Genomic DNA, 20407 nt, shown 5'->3' with positions numbered 1-20407 from the left:
AAATGAGTCCTATCGTTGCGCACGTTCGACTTGCCGGCTTGCTGATGGCGCCGCTGCTGCTGCTGGCCTGCAGCACGACCTTCGAGACCAAGAAAATCGACTACAAGACGGCCTCCAAGAGCCAGGTGCCGACGCTCGAAATACCGCCTGATCTGACTTCGCCGACGCGCGATGATCGTTACGCCGTTCCCGACACCGGTGGCGGCAAAGGGTCGGCGACCTACTCCGCGTACAACGCCGAACGTTCGCCAGAGGCGCTGGCTCAGCAGAAGAGCGACGTCCTGCCGGAAGTCGACAACGCGCGCATCGAACGCGCCGGTAACGAGCGTTGGCTGGTGGTCAAAGGCTCGCCCGACAAGCTTTGGGGACCGGTCAAGGACTTTTGGCAGGAAACCGGCTTTGTCCTCAAGCTCGATCTGCCCGATGCCGGCGTGATGGAGACCGACTGGGCCGAAAACCGCGCCAAGATTTCGCAGGACTTCATTCGTAACATCCTCGGCAAGGTCATCGATTCGGTGTACTCGACGGCCGAGAGGGACAAATTCCGCACTCGTCTGGAACCGGGAATCACCCCCGGCACGACCGACATCTTCATCAGTCATCGCGGCATGTACGAGATTTTCGTCTCCGAGGGCAAGGAACAGACCAAGTGGCAGCCGCGCCCGCCCGATCCGGAACTTGAAGCCGAGATGCTGCGTCGCCTGATGATTCGCCTGGGCAGCGACGAGAAGCGCGCGACGGCAGCCATTCAGGCGGCCCAGGAAAAACCCGTCGAGCGTGCTTCCCTTTCGCGCGGTACAGACGGGGCCGGCACCCTGGATGTCGATGAGTCCTTCGAGCGCGCCTGGCGGCGAGTCGGTCTGGTGCTTGATCGTGTCGGTTTTACCGTCATCGACCGCGATCGCTCCAGGGGCCTGTACTTCGTTCGCTATGTTGATCCTGAAACGGACGACGCGAAGCAGGAGCCCGGTTTCTTCTCCAAGCTGAATCCGTTCAAGGACAATCCGGCCGAAAAGCAAAAGATTCAGTACCGGATCTTCGTTAAGGATGCGGGCAGTCGGTCGACGGTCCAGGTACTGACGGCCGAAGGTGGCGTCGATCAATCCGAAACCTCGAAAAAAATCCTCAACCTGCTCTACCAACAGTTGAAGTGATGCGTTTCGCGTCGCTGGGCAGCGGCAGTCAGGGTAACGCCCTGATTGTCGAGGCCGGCGAGACGAAGGTGATGGTCGATTGCGGTTTCTCGACTCGCGTGGCGACGGCCCGGCTGGCCCGTCTGGGCGCCACCCCCGATCAACTGGCGGCGATACTGGTCACCCACGAGCATGGTGATCACCTGGGCGGTGTCTTCGCCTTTGCCCGTCGTCATCGGCTCACGGTCTATCTCACGCACGGTACGCATGCGGCGGCTACGCGAGGCTCGGCGAGTTTGCCTGAGTGTCGACTGATCGACGGACACACGGCTTTTGCGATTGACGGCCTGGAAGTGCTGCCTTTCCCGGTTCCTCACGATGCACGCGAACCCGTGCAATACCGGTTTGATGATGGCCAGCATCGCCTTGGCGTGCTCACCGATAGCGGCTCGATTACGCCGTACATCGTCGAAGTGCTGGGCGCCTGCGACGCGCTCGTGCTCGAGTGCAACCATGACCGCGCCCTGCTCGCCGCGTCGCGCTATCCGGCGGTCCTCAAACAGCGGATCGGCGGACGTTTCGGGCATCTGGAGAACAGTCAGGCGGCAAGTCTTGTGCGCCAGATCGACGGCGCCCGCCTGCAACATCTGGTGGCGGCTCACCTCAGCCAGGAGAACAATCGTCCGCAGCTGGCCGTCACTGCGCTCGCCGCGGCCCTCGGCTGCAGCGATGACTGGATCGGCGTCGCTGATCAGGAGGGCGGCTTCGCCTGGCGGCAGTTGAGCTGAAGAAGCCGCACGCTTGTCAGGCTAACGGTCATGACATGTCGAGACACCCCTGATGATGAAAGCCATGACCGTTTTCCCTCTCACTTGCAGTGCGCATTCCGGCTTGCACGCCGGAATCGTTCGACGGGCTGGGCGCATGCGCGCAGAATTCCCCGTCTCACCCCCGGCCCTTCTCCCGCGAGGGGAGAAGGGAGTTTCGTGAGTCGCTTGCGCGACTTTCACATTAACGGTCATGACACGTGGAGACACCCCAAATCATGAAAGTCATGACCGTTTCCCTCTTCCCCAGCCCCTTCTCCCGCGAGGGGAGAAGGGAGTTTCGTGAGTCGCTTGCGCGACTTTCACATTAAGAGGGGACGCAGCGGGTCGGCAAAGAAAAGCCGGCTTGCGCCGGCTTTTCTTTGCTTGCTCTGGAAGCGCAACGATTACTTCTTCATTGCGTCCTGGGCAGCATCGCCAGCGCCCTTGGCTGCGGCGTCGACAACTTCCTTGGCCTTGTCCATGGCCTCGTCGGTGGTGGACTTGCTGGCGTCGGCAGGCGCAGCCGCCGGTGCAGGAGCAGCATCCGGAGTAGCCGCCGCAGGAGCAGCAGTAGGAGCGGCGGCAGGAGCAGCATCAGCAGGAGCAGGAGCAGGAGCAGCGGCCGGAGCGGGCGCAGGAGCTGCGACGGTCTTGGCCTCTTCTTTCTTTCCACAGGCGGTAACGGCAAGAGCGAGCAGTGCAGCGAGGAGTAGCGAGCGTTTCATAGGGGGGTTCCTTAGCGACGGTGAAAGGGTGTACAACGATCATGAAGGCAAACGGTTGACCGTAGTGCACATCGACCAAGGGCCTATTTTAACACCGCTTGTCGCTATGGGCCGAGCAAAATTTGTGCGCCGCAGTATGGGCTGCGCGCATCCGCTCGGCAATTGGCGCTGCCCTTGATGGTGGCGATCGCTTAGCGGTTTGGGGGCGGGGTGGCTCCGTCCAGGCGCAGGAGAGCAGGGTCAATCCAACTGAAAGCGAGGGCGATGACGGCGAGCGCAAGGACCAGCAGCGTCGCGACCAGCAGGCTACTCAAGATCATTTGATCGGTAAATACCCGCCTGGGCCATCCCGCCAGACCGAGATAGCCAGCGAAGGGCACGTAGTGGTCAGTGCGGCCGGGATCGAGCGCCTCGTTCCTGGCAATGAAACGCAAGTCGCAGGCGCAGCAACGAAATGGAGCCTCGTTCCTGCGCCGAAGTATCATTCCTTCCCATAGGCCGCGTCGCCTTGAACGGCGGATGTCTTTGGAGTTACAGTCAGGGCATTTCATGATTTAGGCCAAGGCTCCAATCGTTGCTTTGAGTCCCCGCAACGGAGGTCAAAGAGTGGTCGGTAATCCGTGCGCGATGAGCTTGATTCTAGGGATTCCTCCGCAGCTGTCTGTGCAGATTGTCACTCTTCGCCTTGCCTTGTCGGATTTTTTGTCGGCGCTCTCTGACCCGGGTGTGCTCGGTGCGTCGGCACGGGCCTGCTGCCGGAGTGGGCGGTCTTGGGGTGCTACACTGCGCCACATGCGCCCGACTCTTCTCCTTGCCGCCGCACTGGCGACGACTCTCGTCGACGCCACTGCGGGAAATTTCGCCGTTTCTGGCGCAGTAATCGTCGGGCCTCGGTACGCACCTTACGGCGCAGTTTTTCCGCCGTCGTTTGCCGACGACTCGTTTGCACCTTGCCCGGCTTTGAACTGTGCGAATTACGGGCAACTGCGACGCTTCCTCGATCGCTACGAGCGCAACTACGGTGGGCGTTTTGCGCCGAATCCGCCACCCGTCCAGTTTTCGCCGCTGCCACGTGACGTGGCCCCGACGCCGGAAGCGCACATCCAGCCGCGCTACCGCGGTGCGAGTCAGCTTCGTCCCGAGTTCGAACAGGCGGGGCAGAGACTCGATGGGCGTCCTGCGGTTGGCCAGTAGACGGCGCGCTGGTGTCGCGCCTTCCCTGCGGCGACACAGGCACAGTTACCCAGTTGGACTAGGTGCCGGTCAGGCCTGCGTGCTGACCCCGGCGGACTCAAAGCTGGCCATTTCGTTGAGGAAAGCGACGGCACTGCGGACCAGAGGCCAGGCCAGCGCGGCGCCGCTTCCTTCGCCAAGGCGCAGTCCGAGATCGAGCAAGGGCTCGGCGTGCAGGGCGCGTAATTGGGCCTGGTGACCCGGTTCGGCAGAACGGTGACAGAAAACGCAATAGTCGCCAATCGCCGGAGCGATTTCGGCGGCGACCAGGAGTGCCGAAGTGACGATGAAGCCATCGATCAGCAGGAGCATGCCACGCTCGGCTGCGGCGAGCATGGCGCCAGCCATCATGGCGATTTCGAAACCGCCGAACTCGGCGAGCACGCTCAGCGCTGGTGCGCCAGGCGCCAGTGCCGCACGGGCCGCAGCTCGTGCCAGCAGTGCCTGTTTGCGTGCCAGTCCGGCGTCGTCGAGGCCCGTGCCGCGGCCGACGCAGTCGGCCAAGGGCGTGCCGGTGAGCTGATGGGTAAGCAGGGCTGCGGCGGCGGTGTTGCCGATGCCCATTTCGCCGAAACCGATCACCTGGCAGCCGTCATCGGCGAGCTGGCGAGCGATCGCCGCGCCGCGCGCGATGGCCGCCTGGCAGTCGTCCTCGCTCATTGCTGCCTGCTCGATGAAGTTGTTCGTCCCGAAGCCGATCTTGGCGTCGACCAGGCCGTCGCGGGCGCCGAAGTCGTGCGCCACGCCGGCGTCGATGACCTGCAGTTGCAAGCCGTTGTGGCGAGCGAAGACATTGATTGCTGCGCCGCCGGCGAGGAAGTTCTCGACCATCTGCCAGGTCACTTCCTGCGGGTAGGCCGAAACGCCGGCACGGGCGGCGCCGTGATCGCCGGCGAAGACCAGCAGCTGCGGCTGCCCGAGGCTCGGCGTCAGCGATTGCTGCAGCTGGCCGATCTGCTGTGCCAGGCGCTCGAGTTGGCCGAGCGAACCGGGAGGTTTGGTTTTGCCATCGATGCGCGCCTGCAGCGCGGGAAGCGGGATCGTCGGCGGGATGGAGAAGTGCATCGTCTGGCGAGCCCCGGCAAAGGGTCGATTATACCCGCCCCCCGGCATGCTAATCTTCGCCGGATGCGAGAACTGATCATTGGTGGAGCCCGTTCGGGCAAGAGTGCCCTGGCCGAGCGCCGGGCCAGCGAGAGTGGCCTGCAGGTGGTCTACCTGGCGACGGCGCAGGCGCTCGACGGCGAAATGTCGCAGCGCATCGCGCACCATCGGCAACGGCGCCGCGCTGACTGGGGGCTGATCGAGGAGCCCGTCGATCTGGCCGCTGCCTTGCGCAGGCACGCGGCACCGGGCGTTTGCCTGCTGGTCGATTGTCTGACCCTGTGGTTGTCCAACCTGCTCTTTGCCGGCGACGCCGCGCGCCAGGTCGAAGCAGGCGAAAGCGTTTCCTGCCCGCTCTTTGCTGGCGCTACCGCCGCCCTGGTCGAGATCTTGCCGCATTTACCCGGGCAGATCATCCTGGTCAGCAACGAGGTTGGTTGGGGCATCGTACCGATGGCGGCGCTGTCGCGCCTGTTTGCCGACGAGCAGGGCCGCTTGAACCAGCGGGTGGCGGCGGTATGTGAGCGGGTGACGCTGGTGGTCGCCGGCTTGCCGCTGACCTTGCGTTGATCTTGCGTTGATCCGGCGCTGTTTTCGACAAGCGTGATGAGTGCTATTCTCCAGGTTGTCAGACAACTTGTCTGCCCAGCGAGGAGCAGTGAGCAATGTACAAGCGAATCATGGTCGCCCTGGACCAGAGTTTCATGACCGACAGGGTACTGGAAACAGCCATCGAACTGGCCAAGAGCACCGGTGCGCAGGTAGCCATCTGCCATGCCATTGACGAAACCGTGCTTGCCCAACGTGATGTGGCGATGATGTTGCCGAACAGTGTCGGCAAGACCGAAGCACGTTTGCGCATGGGGGCTGAAGGTTTTCTCGGCAAGGCTGCCGAAAAGGCGCGCGCGGCCGGACTCGAGGTCGAGATCAAGGTCGTGGAGTCGGAGCAGAAACATGTTTCCGACATGCTCATCGAGGCGGCGGCCGAATGGCGTGCCGACCTGCTGGTGGTCGGCACGCACGGCTGCCGCGGCATCGAGCGCTTTTTCGTTGGCAGCGTCGCCGAGCGCCTGGTTCGCAAGGGGCGCAGGTCCTTGCTGCTGGTGCGCGGCGAAGATCCGGTCGACTAACGGTCACCACCTGTCGAGTTGAGCCGTGCACGGCGCGGGCAGCAGCGCTTGCGCTGGCAGCCAGGCCGCCAGCTGACGCAGGTCGAGGTGCGCTTCGACGGCGTCGGCGAGGCGATCGATGTCGGCTTCCCGGCGCTGCTGTGCGTCGAAATCCTGCCTTGGCCGGTGGCCTGCCCAGGTCAGCAAGGCGGCCAGTGCGGCTGGCGAGTCGAAGAGGCCGTGGCAATAGGTGGCCAGAATCTGGCCATCGCTCGACAGCGCGCCGTCCGGCTGGCCGGCGAGCCGCAGGGCCGGCGTGGCCAGGGCCGCGCCCTGGGTGACGCCCATGTGGATGCGGTAACCGCTGACACTCGCCGCACCCGGCAGCAACAACTCGCCCTGGACGTTCTGCAGGGTTTTTTCGACCGCCAGCCGCGTTTCGTAGTCCAGCCAGCCAAGCCCCGGCGAGCTGCCCGGAGGGCCTTCGAGCCCCAGCGGATCGTGTAACTGGTGGCCGAGCATCTGCAGTCCGCCGCAGATGCCGATCACTTTGCCGCCGTAGCGCAGGTGCCGCCGGATCGCTTCCTCCCAGCCTTGCGCGCGCAGCCATGCGAGGTCGGCCTGCACCGCTTTTGACCCCGGCAGCACGATCAGGTCGCAGGCCGGCGCGGCCTCGTTGGGACCAATGAAGCGAAAATCGACTTCCGGGTGGAAGCGCAGCGGATCGAGGTCGTTGTGGTTCGAAATGCGCGGGTACACCGGAGCCACCACGCGCAGCGCCGCGTCCTTCTTGGCCAGGGCTTCGCGGGGCAAGGCGTCTTCGGCATCGAGGTAGAGGCCGTGCAGATAGGGCAGGACGGCGAGCACTGGCTTGCCAGTGCGCTCCTCGAGCCAGCGCAGGCCGTTTTCGAGCAGGCCGATGTCGCCGCGAAAACGGTTGATGACGAAACCCTTGACGCGCGCCTGCTCGGATGCCGAGAGCAGGTCGAGGGTGCCGCAGAGATGCGCGAAAACGCCGCCGCGATCGATGTCGGCAATCAGGATCACCGGGCAATCGACGGCTTCGGCGAAACCCATGTTGGCGATGTCGCGGTCGCGCAGATTGATCTCCGCCGGGCTGCCGGCGCCTTCGACGAGCAGGCATTCGTACTGTGCACCCAGGCGCTGCCACGATTCGAGCACCGCCTGCATGGCACGCGGCTTGTAGGCGTGGTAGTCGCGCGCGTCGAGGTCGGTCAAGGCTTTGCCGTGGATGATCACCTGCGCCCGCTTGTCGGTCGCCGGTTTGAGCAGGACCGGATTGAAGTCGGAGTGCGTCGGGATACCGGCCGCCAGCGCTTGCAGCGCCTGTGCGCGGCCGATCTCGCCGCCGTCGATGGTGACCGCTGAATTGAGGGCCATGTTCTGCGGTTTGAAAGGCGCAACGCGCACGCCGCGGCGGTGCAGGATGCGGCACAAGGCGGCGACCAGCGTCGTTTTGCCGGAGTCGGAAGTACAGCCTTGAACCATCAGGCTGGGGGTGGAACGCTCGTTCATCGTAGAATCCAGGTTTTCGTTGCTCCCATTTTCGCATGCCGACCGTGTCCTCTTCAGCATTCCTTGCCCTTCAGATACCCGCCGCCCTCTTCCTGCCGCTCGCCGCGCTGGCTGGCGTCGGGCTCGATCGACTGTTCGGCGAGCCGCGGCGCTGGCATCCGCTGGTCGGCTTTGGCGCCCTGGCCAACGCCGTCGAGCGCCGTTTGAACGTCGGTGGCGGGCGCCGCCTGTGTGGTCTGCTGGCCTGGTCCTTGCTGATCCTGCCGTTTTTTGCTCTGGCCGAATGGCTGATTCCGGCGGGCCTGCTGGGCTGGTTTTTGCATGTGCTCTTGCTTACCCTGGCGCTCGGCGCGCGCAGCCTCGGCGAACACGCTCAGCGCGTTGCCGATGATCTGGCGAGCGGCGATCTGGGACAGGCGCGGCAGCACGTTGGCTGGATGGTTTCGCGGCAGACCGAGGACCTCGACGCTGGCGGCGTCGCCAGTGCCTGCCTCGAATCGACGCTGGAGAACGGTAACGACGCCATTTTCGGCGCCCTGTTCTGGTTCGCCCTGCTCGGTGGGCCGGGGGCGCTGCTTTTTCGCCTGGCCAATACGCTCGATGCCATGTGGGGTTACCGCAACCCGCGTTTTGCCGACTTCGGCTGGGCGGCCGCACGTCTCGATGACCTGCTCAACTTCATTCCCGCGCGCTTGACCGCGCTTTCCTACGCCCTCTGCGGGCGCACGCGCAGCGCCTTGCGCTGCTGGCGCGAGCAGGCTGCGAACTGGAAGAGCCCCAACGCTGGCCCGGTAATGGCTGCCGGCGCCGGCAGCCTGGGAGTCGCCCTGGGCGGGCCGGCCTGCTATCACGGCCATCTTGAGGAACGACCGCCCCTCGGCCAAGGCCGGCCGGCCGCTGCCGAGGATATTGCGCAGGCCTTGACGCTCGTCCGGCGCAGCATGCTGCTGTGGTTGGCGCTGCTCGTCTGCTGGGGCCTGGCGCGTGCTTGAACATGGCGGTCGGCTGCGCGCCGCTGCCGAGCACTATGCGGCCTGCGGCGTTTGGACGCTTGCCGACTGGCTAGACCTGTCGACCGGCATCAATCCGCACGCCTACCCGGTGCCGGCGATCGACCCGCAGTGCTGGCAACGCCTGCCTGAGGACGACGATGGTCTGGACGCGGCTGCTGCCGCGTACTATGGCAGTGAGCGGCTGCTCGCCTTGCCCGGCTCACAGGCTGCGATTCAGCTGCTGCCAGCGCTTTTCGCGCCCTTGGCGGTGGCCTGCATGACGCCAATCTACGAAGAACATCCCCAGGCCTGGCAACGTGCCGGCCATCGGGTGCGCCGCCTGGAGAACGTTTCGCTGCCGCGCGCCCTCGCCGTGGCAACGCCGATGATCGTGCTTTGCAACCCCAACAACCCAACCGGCAGGCGTTTGCCGGCCGCCGAGCTGCTCGCTGCGGCACAGCAGTTGCAGCAGCGCGGTGGCTGGCTGGTGGTTGATGAAGCTTTTGCTGACGCCGAGCCCGAGAACTCCCTGGCCGCTCTGGCCGGTAGCCCCGAGCTACCCAATCTGATCGTCCTGCGTTCGCTCGGCAAGTTCTTCGGCCTGGCCGGGGCGCGCGTCGGTTTTGTCTTCGCTGCCGACGACAAGCTGGCGCTACTGCGCGAAGCAATCGGTCCCTGGCCGCTGTCCGGTCCGGCGCGTGCGGTGGCCAGACTGGCCTTGGCCGATCGCCGCTGGCAGGCACAGACGCGCCAGGAACTGGCCGCTGCCGCGGCGCGGCTGACGGTGCTGCTGCAGCCCTTCGGCGAGCTCGGCGGCACCGCCTTGTTCGTCAGCCTGGCGACGCCGCACGCGGCCTCGCTCTTCGAACACCTGGCGCGGCAGGCCATTCTGACCCGGTATTTTCCGGCGCACGGCTTGCTGCGCTGCGGCTTGCCCGGCCGCGAGAGTGAGTGGCAGCGCCTGGCTTCCGCTCTCGCCACCTGGGTTGCCTGATATGCTTGCTGCGTCCTTGCGGCTCGCGCTTGCCATCTGCCTGCTGAGCAGCGTCGGTCTGCTGCACGCGGCGGAGCAGGCGGTCGAGGTGATCGATGATGTCGGCACCAGGCTGCGCCTTGCTCAGCCGGCGCAGCGCATCATCAGCCTGGCACCGCACCTGACCGAAACGCTGTTTGCCGCGGGCGCCGGCGAGCGCATCGTCGGCAGTGTCGAGTACAGTAGTTACCCGCCGGCGGCAGCCGCCATTGCACGCGTCGGCAGTTACTCGCAGATCGACCTCGAACGCGTCATCGCGCTGCGCCCGGACCTGATCATCGGCTGGCAGAGCGGCAACGCCGCTGCCCATCTCGCGCGCTTGCGGGCACTCGGTTTCGCGGTCTACGTCTCGCAGCCCGACCGTATCGAGGACGTGGCCAGCGAGATCGAGCGCCTTGGCGTGCTGGCTGGCAGCAAGGCGGTCGCCGACGCGGCCGCGGCCAGCTTTCGCCAGCGTCTGGCCGCACTGCAGAAGCGCTACGGCCAGCGGCCGCCGGTGCCCACTTTCTATCAGATCTGGAAGCAACCCCTGATGACCGTCGGCCGTCGCCAGATCATCTCCGACGTCATCCGCCTGTGCGGTGGCGAGAATGTGTTCGGCAGCCTCGAGACGATGGCGCCGACGGTGACTGTCGAAGCGGTCATTGCGGCCAATCCGGAAGCGATCGTCGCCAGTGGCATGAGTGAATCGCGCCCCGAGTGGCTCAATGACTGGCAAGGCTGGACGTCGATCAAGGCGGTAGCGCGCGATAATCTGTTCTTCGTCCCCCCCGACCTGATCCAGCGCCACACGCCGCGCCTGCTCGAGGGCGCCGAATTGCTCTGCCAGCATCTCGAGACGGCGCGTAGCCGCCGGCCGCAAAAAAAATGAGCGCTGTCTCCTTGCCACCAACGTCCCCAACGTCCCCATGATCGCCATGACCTCCATTGCCTCGCCTTGCACCTTCTCTCGTGATCGCCTCGAGGCCTGGGCGGCGGGCGTCCAACGCTGCGACGGCTGTCTCCCTGCCGGCGCCGCCGGGCGGCAGCGGCCTGAACCCGGCAACATTTCCTGTCGAGTAGAGAAATGAAGCACTTTCTTTCCGCCGTGGCGGCGAGCCTCCTCGAAGCGCGGAGCAAGTTTCTCGTGCTCCTCCTCTGTGCCGCGTGGTTGGCCATGCTGGCCGGCACAAGGTCGCTGATGCTGCCTGACGAGGGGCGCTATATCGGGGTTGCCTGGGCGATGCTCAGCAGTGGCGACTGGCTGACGCCGACCCTCGATGGCCTGCCGTATTTTCACAAGCCGCCGCTTTTCTACTGGCTGACCGGACTGTCTCTGAAGCTCTTCGGGGTCAACGACTGGGCGGGGCGCCTGGCGTCTGTTTTTGGTGCCTTGGTCGCCGTCGGCGGGCTGTTCTTCTTTGTCAGGCGCTATGCCGAGCAACGCCTGGCGACCCTGGCGGTGGCGGTGCTGGTGACCCAGCCCATGTTTTTTGCCGGCGCCCAGTATGCCAATCTCGACATGCTCGTCGCCGGCATGATCGCGGCGACCATCGTCTGTGGGGCGAGCGCCATTCTGCGCCTCGCTAGCGGCCAGTCGTATCGCCCTGCGCTGGCCGCAGCCTACGTTTTTGCTGCCCTGGGCGTTCTTGCCAAGGGCTTGATCGGCTTTGTCCTTCCCGGCGCGATCCTGCTGGCGTGGGTGTTGTTGCGCAAGCGTTACCGCTTGATCCCGGCGCTGCTGTCGCTGCCGATGATCGGCCTCTTCTTTGCTGTTGCTGCGCCGTGGTTCGTCTGGATGCAGATCTTGTACAGCGGTTTCTGGGACTACTTCTTCGTCTATCACCACTTCCAGCGCTTCTCGCAGACCGGCTTCAGCAATGCCCAGCCCTTCTGGTTCTATGTCCCGGTGCTGCTTCTCGGCGCGCTGCCGTGGTCGCCGTGGATCGTGCGCGCCTGCTCCTGGAAGTTCCTGGTGGACCCGGCGAGGGTCGAGGTCCGCAGCCTGATGCTGGTGTGGATGCTCGGCATTCTCGTCTTCTTCTCGCTGCCGAATTCAAAGCTCCTCGGCTACGTCCTTCCGGCGCTGCCGCCGCTGGCCTTCCTGATCGCCGACGTGCTGCTTGGCTGGCTGCAGCAGCGCAAGGAGGTGGGAACGGATGGACTGGAGGGGCAGGAGCCGCAGGCGTCGCGCGCCGAGCGCTCGCTCTATCTGGGCGGCAGCCTGCTCCTTGCCGGCAGCCTGTGCGTTTCCTTGATTGCTCTGGTGCTGGTGTTTGATTCGACCTCGACGAGAAGCTTGAGCAAGCAGGTGGCGCCCTTGTACAGCCCCGACGAGCAGATCGTGATGATCGACGAGTACGAGTACGACCTGCCCTTCTATCTGCGGCCCGAGAACGACGTCTGGGTGGTCAGCGGCTGGCAGGATGTGGCGGCGATTGCGGCCCACGACAACTGGCGCAAGGAGCTCTATGACGCTGGCCAGTTTGACCCCGCAAGAATGCGTGCCGTCCTGCTTCTCCCCGGCGAGTTCGTGGCGCGATTGTGCGCCTACAGCGGCGCTTCCTTGTGGGTGTGGGGGAAAACCGCGCAGGCGCAGCGCTATGCATTCCTCCCCGAGCAGGCGATTGCATTTGCCGATGAAAAACGAACCGTCTGGAGGCTCGACGCCGAGCAGCGTCGGCAGCTCAAGGACTGCCAGGCGGCGACGCCTGGCGGCTGAGCGCGAAAGCGCTGCGCACAGGCATGGCGCAGCCCGCTTTTCAAGCTGCTGCCAAGCCGCTACGGCAGCAGCTCGATCCAGGCGGCGATCGTCGCCGCCCCAGCCTGCCAATGGGCGTCGAGCATCAGGGTATGGCCGGCGGCCGGAATGACGGCCTCCTGCGCCTGCCAGCGGCTGCTGGTGAAGCGTAGCAGGCTCGCCTGGAAAACTGCGTCGGCCTCGCCGCCAACAACCAGAACCGGCAGCTTCGGCCGGCGTCCGCCGATGCGCATCGCCAGTAGCGTCAGATCGAGGAGGGCGCGCCGGGATTCGGACTGGAACAGCTTTCCGAAGCGGAGCAGATCCTCGGTTTTCGTGTCGCGTGAGTAGTACACGTCGCGTATCGTGCGCAATGTTTTCTCGCTGTACTCGCCCTGCGTGGCGCGCGCCTGCTCGCCGAAGAACGACGGTTGGCTGCAGGCGATGTTCATCGTCGCACCAAGAATGCCGCCGGGCGGTACCGGCGCCATCAGGATCGCGGCTTGCGCCGGCTGCTGTTCAAGGACGCGCTCGACGACGACGCAGCCCATCGAGTGTCCGATCAGGATCAGCGGCTCCGCGATCCCTTGCGCGACCTGCGTGACGTCTTCGACATAGTCGTCGAGCCCGAAGGAGTCGAGCCGCTCGCGGCCGTCGCTGGTGCCGTGGCCGGCGAGATCAAGCGCCCGGCAATCGAAACCGAGACGGCTGAAGTAAGGTAGGAAGTAGGCGTCCCAGCAGCCCGCCGTGGCGTAGCCGCCATGGACAAAAAGGAGCCGCGGCGAACGCGTCGGGCCGACGGCTGGTCGGTGCAGGGTATGGATTCGTCTGGTTTTCATGCCGGCTTCGACTTTAGCACGGGCCGGCCTTGGACCTGACTGAGCAGGGGCAGACTGGCGCAAGTTTCAGCGAAACTCGAAGGCCTCCTGGTGGAAGGCGCCAGGGGCAAGTCCGCGGGCGGTCAGTCCTGCACGCATGGCGAGGCCGAAAGCCGTCGGACCACAGAACCAGATACTGGCTTCGGCCCAGGCCGGTACGTCGGCGAGCAGCCGCTCGACGCTCAGGCTATCGCCGCGGCTGCTGTCGATTACGTGCAGGCAGACGCCGGCAGCCGCGGCGCCAGCGCTCAGGCGAGCCACGATGTCGGCGTCGACCTGGCGTGTGCAGTAGAAGAGATCGATCGGAGGGGGCTTGCCGCCCGCGCTGGCGAGTGCTTCGAGACGGGCGACAAAAGGGGTCAGGCCGATGCCGCCGGCGATCCAGATCTGGCGCGCCTGCGCGGCGACGAAATCGAAGCGGCCGTAGGGTCCCTCGACGATGACCGGGTCGCCGGCCCGCAGCCGACTGGGCAGTGTGCGCGTGTAGTCGCCGAGACTCTTGATGCCAAATCGCACCTGTCCGTCACCCTGCCAGGCCGAGGCAATCGTGAACGGGTGCGCGCCCTCGCGTGGGTCGAAAGTGACCAGGGCAAACTGGCCGCTCTGGTGACCTTTCCAGCCCCGCAGCCGGGCATGTACCTCGAGCACGCCGAGGCCGATCGGGCGGACTTCGCTGACCTCGCCGAGTGTGCGGCGACGGGCGCCTATCCATCCACTCAGTGAGAGGATGGCGGCGACCGTGCCACCGAGCATTAACAGCGCCGCCAGTGGGCCGGCGATTGCGGTCCAGAACGGCGACGGCATGAACACCACCGAGTGCACGACGAAGAGCAGGAAGAGGATTGGCATCAATCGGTGCAGGCGGGCAAAGTAGCGGTAAGGAATGCGTCGCAGCAGCGCTACGGCGACCAGAGCGAGGGCCACATAGAGGCCCCATTCGGCAAAGTCCTTGGCGATCGGGCGCCAGGACTCAAAGATCTGCAGCGCCAGGCTCTTGGCATCTTCCGGCTTGGCGAGGAGGCCGCTGCGGCGCAGGGCCTTGCTGGCGAGCTTGAGCGCGTAGTGGGTAGCGCCCAGGCCGATGGCGAGCAAGGCGACTTGCCGGTGAACGCGATACAACTGGTCCAGTCCGCCGACGAGCGCTTCCAGGCGCGGCCCGCGCAGCGCCAGGAGCATGGCCACCGACATCAAGGTCGCCGACAAATAGCCGCTGCCGTGGAGCAGGGCCACATAGAACTCCCACGGACGCTCGGCGGCAGGAGTGAGCAGGGCGGTCAGCGGTTGGCTGCTGATCCAGGCGGCGCTGAGTGCTGCCAGCAGGAGATAGACGTAGCGATGCATGAGCGAGAAGGAGAGAAGTTGCGCCGGGCTCGCTGGCGGCGGGTGAGCCGGATCCGGGAGGGAGCTGAAAGGAGCTGAAAGGAGCTGAAAGGAGCTGGCTCCGGGGCCGTGGGGACCCCGGAGTTGCCAAGGATCACGGCCCGAAGGCCGTGTCGCAGGTCAGACGCGTGCTGCGGCCAATGCCTGGTTGAAGGTTGCGCTGGGGCGCAGCACAGCCTTGCACTTCTCCGAATCGGCGGCGTAGTAGCCACCGATATCGACCGGCCGGCCCTGGACTGCCCGGAACTCTTCGACAATCTTTGCCTCGTTCTCGGTCAGCGTTTTGGCCAGTGGGGTGAAGTGCGCCGCCAGTTCCTGGTCTTCGCTCTGTGCGGCCAGTGCCTGTGCCCAGTACATCGCGAGATAGAACTGGCTGCCCCGGTTGTCGAGCTCGCCGGTACGTGGCGACGGCGACTTGTTGTTGTCGAGCAGCTTGCCGGTCGCTTCATCGAGCGTCTTGGCAAGAAGCGTGGCCTTGGCGTTGTTGGTCTTCATGCCCAGGTCTTCGAGCGAGACGGCCAGCGCCAGGAACTCGCCGAGCGAATCCCAGCGCAGGTGGTTTTCCTCGACCAGCTGCTTGACGTGCTTGGGCGCCGAACCGCCGGCGCCGGTCTCGTACATGCCGCCACCGGCCATCAAGGGAACGATGGAGAGCATCTTGGCGCTGGTGCCCAGTTCCATGATCGGGAAGAGGTCGGTCAGGTAGTCACGCAGGATGTTGCCGGTCACCGAAATGGTGTCGAGGCCGCGAATGATCCGCTCCAGCGAGTAGCGCATGGCGCGCACCTGGGACATGTGCTGGATGTCGAGACCGCTGGTGTCGTGATCCTTGAGGTAGGTCTCGACCTTCTTGATCAGCTCGGCTTCATGCGGACGATAGGGGTCGAGCCAGAAAATTGCCGGCATGCCGGAGTTGCGTGCCCGGGTGACCGCCAGCTTGACCCAATCGCGGATCGGCGCATCCTTGACCTGGCACATGCGCCAGATGTCGCCTTCCTCGACGTTCTGCGTCAGCAGCACTTCGCCGGTCGCCAGATCGGTGACGTTGGCCACGCCCGCTTCCGGGATCTCGAAAGTCTTGTCGTGCGAGCCGTATTCCTCGGCCTGTTGAGCCATCAGGCCGACGTTGGGCACCGTACCCATGGTCACCGGATCGAAGCTGCCGTTGGTCTTGCAGAAGTTGATCATCTCCTGATAGATGCGGGCAAAGGTCGATTCCGGCATCACCGCCTTGGTGTCCTTGGGGCGGCCATCGGCGCCCCACATCTTGCCGCCGATGCGGATCATGGCCGGCATCGAGGCATCGACGATGACATCGCTGGGCGAGTGGAAGTTGGTGATGCCCTTGGCCGAGTCGACCATCGCCAGCTCGGGACGGTGCTCATGGCAGGCGTGCAGATCGCGCAGGATTTCCTCGCGGCGGGACTCGGGCAGGGTGGCGATCTTGTCGTAGAGGTTGGACATGCCGTTATTGACATTGACCCCCAGTTCGGCGAACAACTCGGCGTGCTTTTCGAAGGCCTCCTTGTAGAAAATCCGCACGCAGTGGCCGAAGACGATCGGGTGCGAGACTTTCATCATCGTGGCCTTGACGTGCAGCGAGAACATGACACCGGTTTCGCGGGCGTCGTCGAGCTGCTCTTCATAGAACTCGCACAAGGCCTTCTTGCTCATGAACATCGAGTCGATGATCTCGCCGTCCAGCAACGAGACCTTGGGCTTGAGCACCATCGTCTTGCCGCTCTTGGTGAGCAGCTCCATCTTGACGTCGCGCGCCTTGTCCAGCGTCATCGACTTTTCGCCATGGTAGAAGTCGCCATGGGTCATGTGCGCCACGTGCGTGCGCGAAGCCATGCTCCACTTGGCCATCGAGTGCGGGTGCTTGCGCACATAGCCCTTGACGGCCTGCGGTGCGCGGCGGTCGGAGTTGCCTTCGCGCAGCACCGGATTGACCGCGCTGCCCAGGCACCTGGAATAGCGCGCCTTGATATCTTCTTCCACTGCGGTTTTCGGGTTCTCGGGGAAATTGGGCACATTGAAGCCGTGCGCCTGCAGTTCCTTGATCGCCGCCATCAATTGCGGCAGGGAGGCACTGATGTTCGGCAGCTTGATGATGTTGGTTTCCGGCAGCAGGGTGCGACGACCGAGGTCGGCGAGGGTGTTCGGAACCTTCTGTTTGTCGCTCAGGTAGTCGGGGAATTCGGCGAGGATGCGGGTCGCGACGGAAATGTCGCTGGTCTCGACCTCGACGCCGGCCGGCCCGGCAAAAGTCCGGATGATCGGCAGGAAGGCGCAGGTCGCCAGCAACGGCGCCTCATCGGTGAGTGTGTAAATGATTCCGGACTTCTTTTCTGACATGTTCATCCCCTGATTGATATATGGCGTGCAGCTTGACGAATGTGCGAGCAAGCCAGCACTCCCGGCGAAGCGCCTCGGACGTCAGACAACGGCCAAGCGGCAGATCACCGGGTCAGCTCTTCCCTGTTGCCCGTTTGGCGCCAGAGTTGCCAATGCTGGGAGCTTGCTCCCAAGGGCGTAGTGTAAGCCGAAACAATCGCCAATGTCCCTATGCGTGTAGCGCCGCTCGTGTAGGCGGCGACGATCAGCTCGTCTCGCGCAGGGGGCTTACGCGCATCGCCCGGCTATCGCTAACCCTGTTCTCGCCCTACTCGATGCATGGCCGAGGCCGGCAAATGGGTGACCCTGCTGTCAGAAGCGACGACCGTGTCGGCAAACTTTACAGTCAAACGGGAGGGAGACTTGTCCAGAGCCTGTAAAGACCTCGTGAACAACATCCAGGACAAGGATTTAAAACAGTATTGTCGGCGATCTGTGGGCCATGGCACGAAACCTGCTATTTGCTCTATGACACGAAGCAGCCAACATCGCAACAGGTGATCGATGCCTTCTCGTCGGTCCGGCAAATGGTGCACGCGCCGGTACCCTTCCATACAATTTTTTCTCTTGGAGAATGAGTAATGAATATCAAGAACTGCCGAAGTGGAAGTCGGGCGCTGGCTGCGCTGGCTCTGGTGAGCTTGGGTTGGAGTACGGGAGCCATGGGCGTGACCTTGACCGGGACGATTCGGGACTTTTGCGCGCCGAGTATCGGCACTACTTGTACACGGCTGACAGACTTCGAAGGTGCCATACCGGGTTTGACAACGGGAATGGTGGCCTCAACCCTGACGGGCGGGCTGCCGACAGCGGGTGGGGCTATCGTAACCGGTGGATCGACGGTGGCGAACTTTGCAAAATGGTATGTCGACTCCACCGGCTTCAATCTCTCGACCCCCACTTCGCTCTCCTTGAGCGAGGGTCCCGCCGGAACTTTCAGTTACAGCAGCAGCGCTTTCTTTCCCATTGACGGCTTGCTGTACGGCAACCAGGGCAACCCACATAATTACCACTTCACCATGCACTTGGAGGGACTGCTGTCTTTCAGCGATCCCACCCTCGGTGCGGACAAGATCTTCACCTTCACCGGCGACGACGACCTGTGGATCTTCGTCGATGGAAAACTCGTGATGGATCTTGGCGGCGTGCATGGTGCGGTAAGCGGCAGCTTTACCGAGGAGGACCTGAAATTATTGGGGCTGACCGCCGCTACCTCCTACGATCTCGACATATTCTTCGCCGAGCGGCACACTACGGAGTCAAATTTCGCCATCACCACTACCCTGGAGATTGCTCCTCCTGTGGATGTCCCGGAGCCCGGAAGCTTGCTCCTTGCCGGTTCGGCGCTGCTGGCACTCTTGTCTGGCCGGCGGCGACGGGCATAGGCTGAAGCGGGCTGCTATCCGCATAGCCGCGGGCTTACCCATAACGGGTAGGGCAGGGTAGAGGGCAGGTTTTCACCTGCCCTCTGCTCATCAGACCGTGCATGCAGTTTCCCCGTACACCGCTTTCCGATGCTCTTCACGCAAGGCATGCGCCGAGTTCCAGCCCGTCCTGCCAGGCGCTTTGTACAGCCCGTGGCGTCGGTGGGGATGAGCGGGGCTTACCGGGGACAGAACTCAGCTCCTCCGGCAAGTGACCTGAGGAGCAGCGAGACGGTGCGCGCGTAGTCGCCTTTCTTGCGCCAGGCCGAGAAGTCGAGGATCGGGAAGAGCCCCGCAAGATCGGGCAAGGTCTCGTATTTTGTCGTCCATGCCTGAACTTTCTCGATTGCACAGAGGCGGATGGGCACCAGCGAGTCGCGCTTGTGGTGCCACGCTAGCTCGATCTCCTGGCGCACCCAGTCGCTTGCCATGCCGTTGTCGGACAGGACAACGATCAGGCGGTCGTGCTGGTGGATGGCCTCGATGACCTGGTCGCGCAGCGACTCGCCAGGAAGCACGTCGAAGCGGTCCCAGAACACGCGCACACCGGCGTCTTGCAGCGACCGGTACAGCTTCTCCGCGAAGGGCGTGTCCTTCGAGCTGTAGGAGAGAAAGCAGGTCTCGTACTGACGGGCGAAGCGCTGACCTTTCGCGAGGTCCTCGATCAGGCCGCGCGAGACGCCGGCCCGCCGCAGGAACGCCGGCGACAGCTTGAACTGCGACGCGGTGAGCGTGCTCAGCGAGATCTCGCTCGGCGTCATGTGATGCACCGCGTCGAGCCCTTTCACGTCCGACAGGTCGACGTCGGTGAGGAGGGTGCCGGACAGCTCGGCGCCGGTGAAGTCGGCGCCAGCGAGTTGTGCGCGGTTGAAGTTGGTGCCGTTGAGGAAGGCATGCCTAAACGATGCGCCGCGCAGGTCGGCTCGCGAGAGGTCGGTGTCCACCAGCGTGGCCCCCTCGAAAGTCGCTTCCTGGAGGACGATGCCGCGCAGAATGGAGTCGTCGAATCGCGCATGCGCGAGATTGGCACCGCTGAAGTCGCGTACCTTGTGCGTAGTCAGGCGCTGGTAATCGAACAGAATCTGCGCGTGCAGGTCATGCGCCCACGGCTGCGGATCGCCGCGCAGGTCGCGCCCGATGAGCTGCAGCCTCAGCCCGGGGAAGCGAGCCCGCAGAGCGTTCAGGATCATGACGCTATGTCCCTGCGCGAGGACTTGAGCTGCGCTCTCGCCGGCGCGCTGCGTCAGCGCGTCGAGCGGCCGGAGGTGTTCGATAGCGTGCAGCGCGAACCACCACACAGCCTGCTCCGCGCCGACGTTGCAGGCAGCGGCCGCAGCGAGGTGATGGCAGACCTCGGCCACCAGCTTCCTCGCTTCCAGCGCTGTGGCGGGGAAGGAATTTTCGTTCAGGAATTCGGCGCGACCGGTGACCTGCGCGAGTTCCTTCAGGCGCAGCGAAGCCTTGCGCGCGGCCGCAGGTAGCGACTCGTTCGGCCACGCCCATCGCCAGCTCCCGGAATGTCCCCAGCTGCCGATGAGCGTCGCCTTGGCACGGACGTAGACCTCCTCGCCGTCGGCGAACTGGATGAGGCCCGATTCGGGATTCCACTGCTGGCTGAGCAGTAGCAGCTCAGGGTAAGCCCCGATTCTCGCGTCCAGTTCCGCGACCGGGTCGCTCATGATTTCCGGCACGGTTTTTCCCTTTCCCTTTCCCTTGCTCTTGGAGGCGGGGCTAGGCATGGCTACGCCCGACGTTCAAGGTAAGCGCAAGGTAAGCGACATTGCGCGGCACGCTATCGCGCAGCGTCCAGCGAGCGAACGGCGCGAGCTTGGCTGCCGGGTTGGACGAAGCCGCTACGCGGAGGAAAGCGCGGTGCTGTAGTCGTGCTGAAGTCAAGATGTGACCTCGCCCCTCATCCGAGGGATGTTCATGACG

The 20407-nt window shown here is 64.4% G+C and carries 18 protein-coding genes; 10 read left to right on the top strand and 8 right to left on the bottom strand.

Translation table 11 applies throughout. The annotated features are described in order from the left end of the window. Positions 1-2 precede the first annotated feature (2 nt). Together bamC and QZ648_RS14520 are read left to right on the top strand one after the other, a co-directional pair. Positions 3-1154, top strand: coding sequence for an outer membrane protein assembly factor BamC (gene bamC / locus QZ648_RS14525; protein ID WP_291997470.1), 1152 nt, complete (start codon positions 3-5; stop codon positions 1152-1154). After that, positions 1154-1921: an MBL fold metallo-hydrolase gene (locus tag QZ648_RS14520; protein ID WP_169066397.1), complete on the top strand. Its 768-nt coding sequence runs from the start codon at positions 1154-1156 to the stop codon at positions 1919-1921. The genes bamC and QZ648_RS14520 overlap by 1 nt, the downstream gene beginning before the upstream one ends. 425 nt (positions 1922-2346) lie before the next feature. Here the strand turns inward: QZ648_RS14520 and QZ648_RS14515 are convergent, their stop codons facing one another. Both QZ648_RS14515 and QZ648_RS14510 read right to left on the bottom strand, forming a co-directional pair. After that, positions 2347-2667 carry a hypothetical protein gene (locus QZ648_RS14515; RefSeq protein ID WP_169066372.1) on the bottom strand — a complete coding sequence of 107 codons (321 nt, stop codon included), beginning with the start codon at positions 2665-2667 and terminating at the stop codon, positions 2347-2349. 191 nt (positions 2668-2858) lie between these two features. Beyond that, positions 2859-3101, bottom strand: coding sequence for a hypothetical protein (locus QZ648_RS14510; RefSeq protein WP_169066373.1), 243 nt, complete (start codon positions 3099-3101; stop codon positions 2859-2861). A 358-nt stretch (positions 3102-3459) separates the two neighbouring features. Between QZ648_RS14510 and QZ648_RS14505 the strand changes: the two genes are divergently transcribed. Next, entirely contained in the window at positions 3460-3861 is a 402-nt protein-coding gene (locus tag QZ648_RS14505) for a hypothetical protein (RefSeq protein ID WP_291997469.1), read from the top strand. Positions 3862-3930: 69 nt separating this feature from the next. Here QZ648_RS14505 and cobT read toward each other — a convergent pair whose 3' ends face one another. Beyond that, on the bottom strand, positions 3931-4965 hold the full coding sequence (gene cobT, locus QZ648_RS14500) for a nicotinate-nucleotide--dimethylbenzimidazole phosphoribosyltransferase (protein ID WP_169066375.1): 1035 nt from the start codon (positions 4963-4965) through the stop codon (positions 3931-3933). A 63-nt stretch (positions 4966-5028) separates the two neighbouring features. Between cobT and cobU the strand changes: the two genes are divergently transcribed. Together cobU and QZ648_RS14490 are read left to right on the top strand one after the other, a co-directional pair. Continuing rightward, the gene (cobU, locus tag QZ648_RS14495; RefSeq protein WP_291997468.1) at positions 5029-5574 is read left to right on the top strand and encodes a bifunctional adenosylcobinamide kinase/adenosylcobinamide-phosphate guanylyltransferase; all 546 of its coding nucleotides are present in this window, start codon (positions 5029-5031) and stop codon (positions 5572-5574) included. Positions 5575-5669: 95 nt separating this feature from the next. Beyond that, the gene (locus QZ648_RS14490) at positions 5670-6134 is read left to right on the top strand and encodes a universal stress protein (protein WP_169066377.1); all 465 of its coding nucleotides are present in this window, start codon (positions 5670-5672) and stop codon (positions 6132-6134) included. A gap of 3 nt (positions 6135-6137) precedes the next feature. On the opposite strand, the gene QZ648_RS14485 is transcribed toward QZ648_RS14490, so the two are convergent. Then, entirely contained in the window at positions 6138-7649 is a 1512-nt protein-coding gene (locus QZ648_RS14485; RefSeq protein WP_291997467.1) for a cobyric acid synthase, read from the bottom strand. Positions 7650-7684: 35 nt separating this feature from the next. Here QZ648_RS14485 and cbiB point away from each other — a divergent pair, with 35 nt between their 5' ends. From cbiB to QZ648_RS14465, 4 genes are all read left to right on the top strand, one after another. Beyond that, a complete protein-coding gene (gene cbiB / locus QZ648_RS14480; RefSeq protein WP_291997466.1) occupies positions 7685-8641 on the top strand; it encodes an adenosylcobinamide-phosphate synthase CbiB in 957 nt (318 codons plus the stop codon). Next, positions 8634-9635: a threonine-phosphate decarboxylase CobD gene (gene cobD / locus QZ648_RS14475; protein WP_291997465.1), complete on the top strand. Its 1002-nt coding sequence runs from the start codon at positions 8634-8636 to the stop codon at positions 9633-9635. Before cbiB ends, cobD begins: the two co-directional genes overlap by 8 nt. A gap of 1 nt (position 9636) precedes the next feature. Continuing rightward, positions 9637-10545, top strand: a complete 909-nt coding sequence (locus QZ648_RS14470) for a cobalamin-binding protein (RefSeq protein WP_291997464.1) — start codon at positions 9637-9639, stop codon at positions 10543-10545. Positions 10546-10740: 195 nt separating this feature from the next. Then, a complete protein-coding gene (locus QZ648_RS14465; protein ID WP_291997463.1) occupies positions 10741-12375 on the top strand; it encodes a glycosyltransferase family 39 protein in 1635 nt (544 codons plus the stop codon). A 59-nt stretch (positions 12376-12434) separates the two neighbouring features. On the opposite strand, the gene QZ648_RS14460 is transcribed toward QZ648_RS14465, so the two are convergent. The 3 genes from QZ648_RS14460 to QZ648_RS14450 all read right to left on the bottom strand — a co-directional run bounded on the left by QZ648_RS14460 (position 12435) and on the right by QZ648_RS14450 (position 17009). Next, entirely contained in the window at positions 12435-13232 is a 798-nt protein-coding gene (locus QZ648_RS14460; protein WP_169066382.1) for an alpha/beta fold hydrolase, read from the bottom strand. A 66-nt stretch (positions 13233-13298) separates the two neighbouring features. Beyond that, a complete protein-coding gene (locus tag QZ648_RS14455) occupies positions 13299-14612 on the bottom strand; it encodes a ferredoxin reductase family protein (RefSeq protein ID WP_291997462.1) in 1314 nt (437 codons plus the stop codon). 159 nt (positions 14613-14771) lie between these two features. Continuing rightward, positions 14772-17009: an NADP-dependent isocitrate dehydrogenase gene (locus QZ648_RS14450; protein WP_291997461.1), complete on the bottom strand. Its 2238-nt coding sequence runs from the start codon at positions 17007-17009 to the stop codon at positions 14772-14774. Positions 17010-17629: 620 nt separating this feature from the next. Between QZ648_RS14450 and QZ648_RS14445 the strand changes: the two genes are divergently transcribed. Continuing rightward, entirely contained in the window at positions 17630-18433 is an 804-nt protein-coding gene (locus tag QZ648_RS14445) for a fibro-slime domain-containing protein (RefSeq protein ID WP_291997460.1), read from the top strand. A 218-nt stretch (positions 18434-18651) separates the two neighbouring features. Here the strand turns inward: QZ648_RS14445 and QZ648_RS14440 are convergent, their stop codons facing one another. Further along, entirely contained in the window at positions 18652-20211 is a 1560-nt protein-coding gene (locus QZ648_RS14440) for a toll/interleukin-1 receptor domain-containing protein (protein WP_169066385.1), read from the bottom strand. Positions 20212-20407 lie beyond the last annotated feature (196 nt).

This window comes from Candidatus Accumulibacter sp. ACC012 (assembly GCF_907163155.1).
GTDB classification, from domain to species: Bacteria; Pseudomonadota; Gammaproteobacteria; order Burkholderiales; family Rhodocyclaceae; genus Accumulibacter; species Accumulibacter delftensis.
Note: the sequence above shows the minus strand (reverse complement) of the source record. Positions and strands in the feature narration are given on the sequence as shown.

What these genes read in the sequence shown, in the direction of transcription:
- bamC (WP_291997470.1), top strand. Translation starts at nt 3, where the DNA reads ATGAGTCCTATCGTTGCGCACGTTCGACTTGCCGGCTTGCTGATGGCG.
- QZ648_RS14520 (WP_169066397.1), top strand. Translation starts at nt 1,154, where the DNA reads ATGCGTTTCGCGTCGCTGGGCAGCGGCAGTCAGGGTAACGCCCTGATT.
- QZ648_RS14515 (WP_169066372.1), bottom strand. Translation starts at nt 2,667, where the DNA reads ATGAAACGCTCGCTACTCCTCGCTGCACTGCTCGCTCTTGCCGTTACC.
- QZ648_RS14505 (WP_291997469.1), top strand. Translation starts at nt 3,460, where the DNA reads ATGCGCCCGACTCTTCTCCTTGCCGCCGCACTGGCGACGACTCTCGTC.
- cobT (WP_169066375.1), bottom strand. Translation starts at nt 4,965, where the DNA reads ATGCACTTCTCCATCCCGCCGACGATCCCGCTTCCCGCGCTGCAGGCG.
- cobU (WP_291997468.1), top strand. Translation starts at nt 5,029, where the DNA reads ATGCGAGAACTGATCATTGGTGGAGCCCGTTCGGGCAAGAGTGCCCTG.
- QZ648_RS14490 (WP_169066377.1), top strand. Translation starts at nt 5,670, where the DNA reads ATGTACAAGCGAATCATGGTCGCCCTGGACCAGAGTTTCATGACCGAC.
- QZ648_RS14485 (WP_291997467.1), bottom strand. Translation starts at nt 7,649, where the DNA reads ATGAACGAGCGTTCCACCCCCAGCCTGATGGTTCAAGGCTGTACTTCC.
- cbiB (WP_291997466.1), top strand. Translation starts at nt 7,685, where the DNA reads ATGCCGACCGTGTCCTCTTCAGCATTCCTTGCCCTTCAGATACCCGCC.
- QZ648_RS14470 (WP_291997464.1), top strand. Translation starts at nt 9,637, where the DNA reads ATGCTTGCTGCGTCCTTGCGGCTCGCGCTTGCCATCTGCCTGCTGAGC.
- QZ648_RS14465 (WP_291997463.1), top strand. Translation starts at nt 10,741, where the DNA reads ATGAAGCACTTTCTTTCCGCCGTGGCGGCGAGCCTCCTCGAAGCGCGG.
- QZ648_RS14460 (WP_169066382.1), bottom strand. Translation starts at nt 13,232, where the DNA reads ATGAAAACCAGACGAATCCATACCCTGCACCGACCAGCCGTCGGCCCG.
- QZ648_RS14455 (WP_291997462.1), bottom strand. Translation starts at nt 14,612, where the DNA reads ATGCATCGCTACGTCTATCTCCTGCTGGCAGCACTCAGCGCCGCCTGG.
- QZ648_RS14450 (WP_291997461.1), bottom strand. Translation starts at nt 17,009, where the DNA reads ATGTCAGAAAAGAAGTCCGGAATCATTTACACACTCACCGATGAGGCG.
- QZ648_RS14445 (WP_291997460.1), top strand. Translation starts at nt 17,630, where the DNA reads ATGAATATCAAGAACTGCCGAAGTGGAAGTCGGGCGCTGGCTGCGCTG.
- QZ648_RS14440 (WP_169066385.1), bottom strand. Translation starts at nt 20,211, where the DNA reads ATGCCTAGCCCCGCCTCCAAGAGCAAGGGAAAGGGAAAGGGAAAAACC.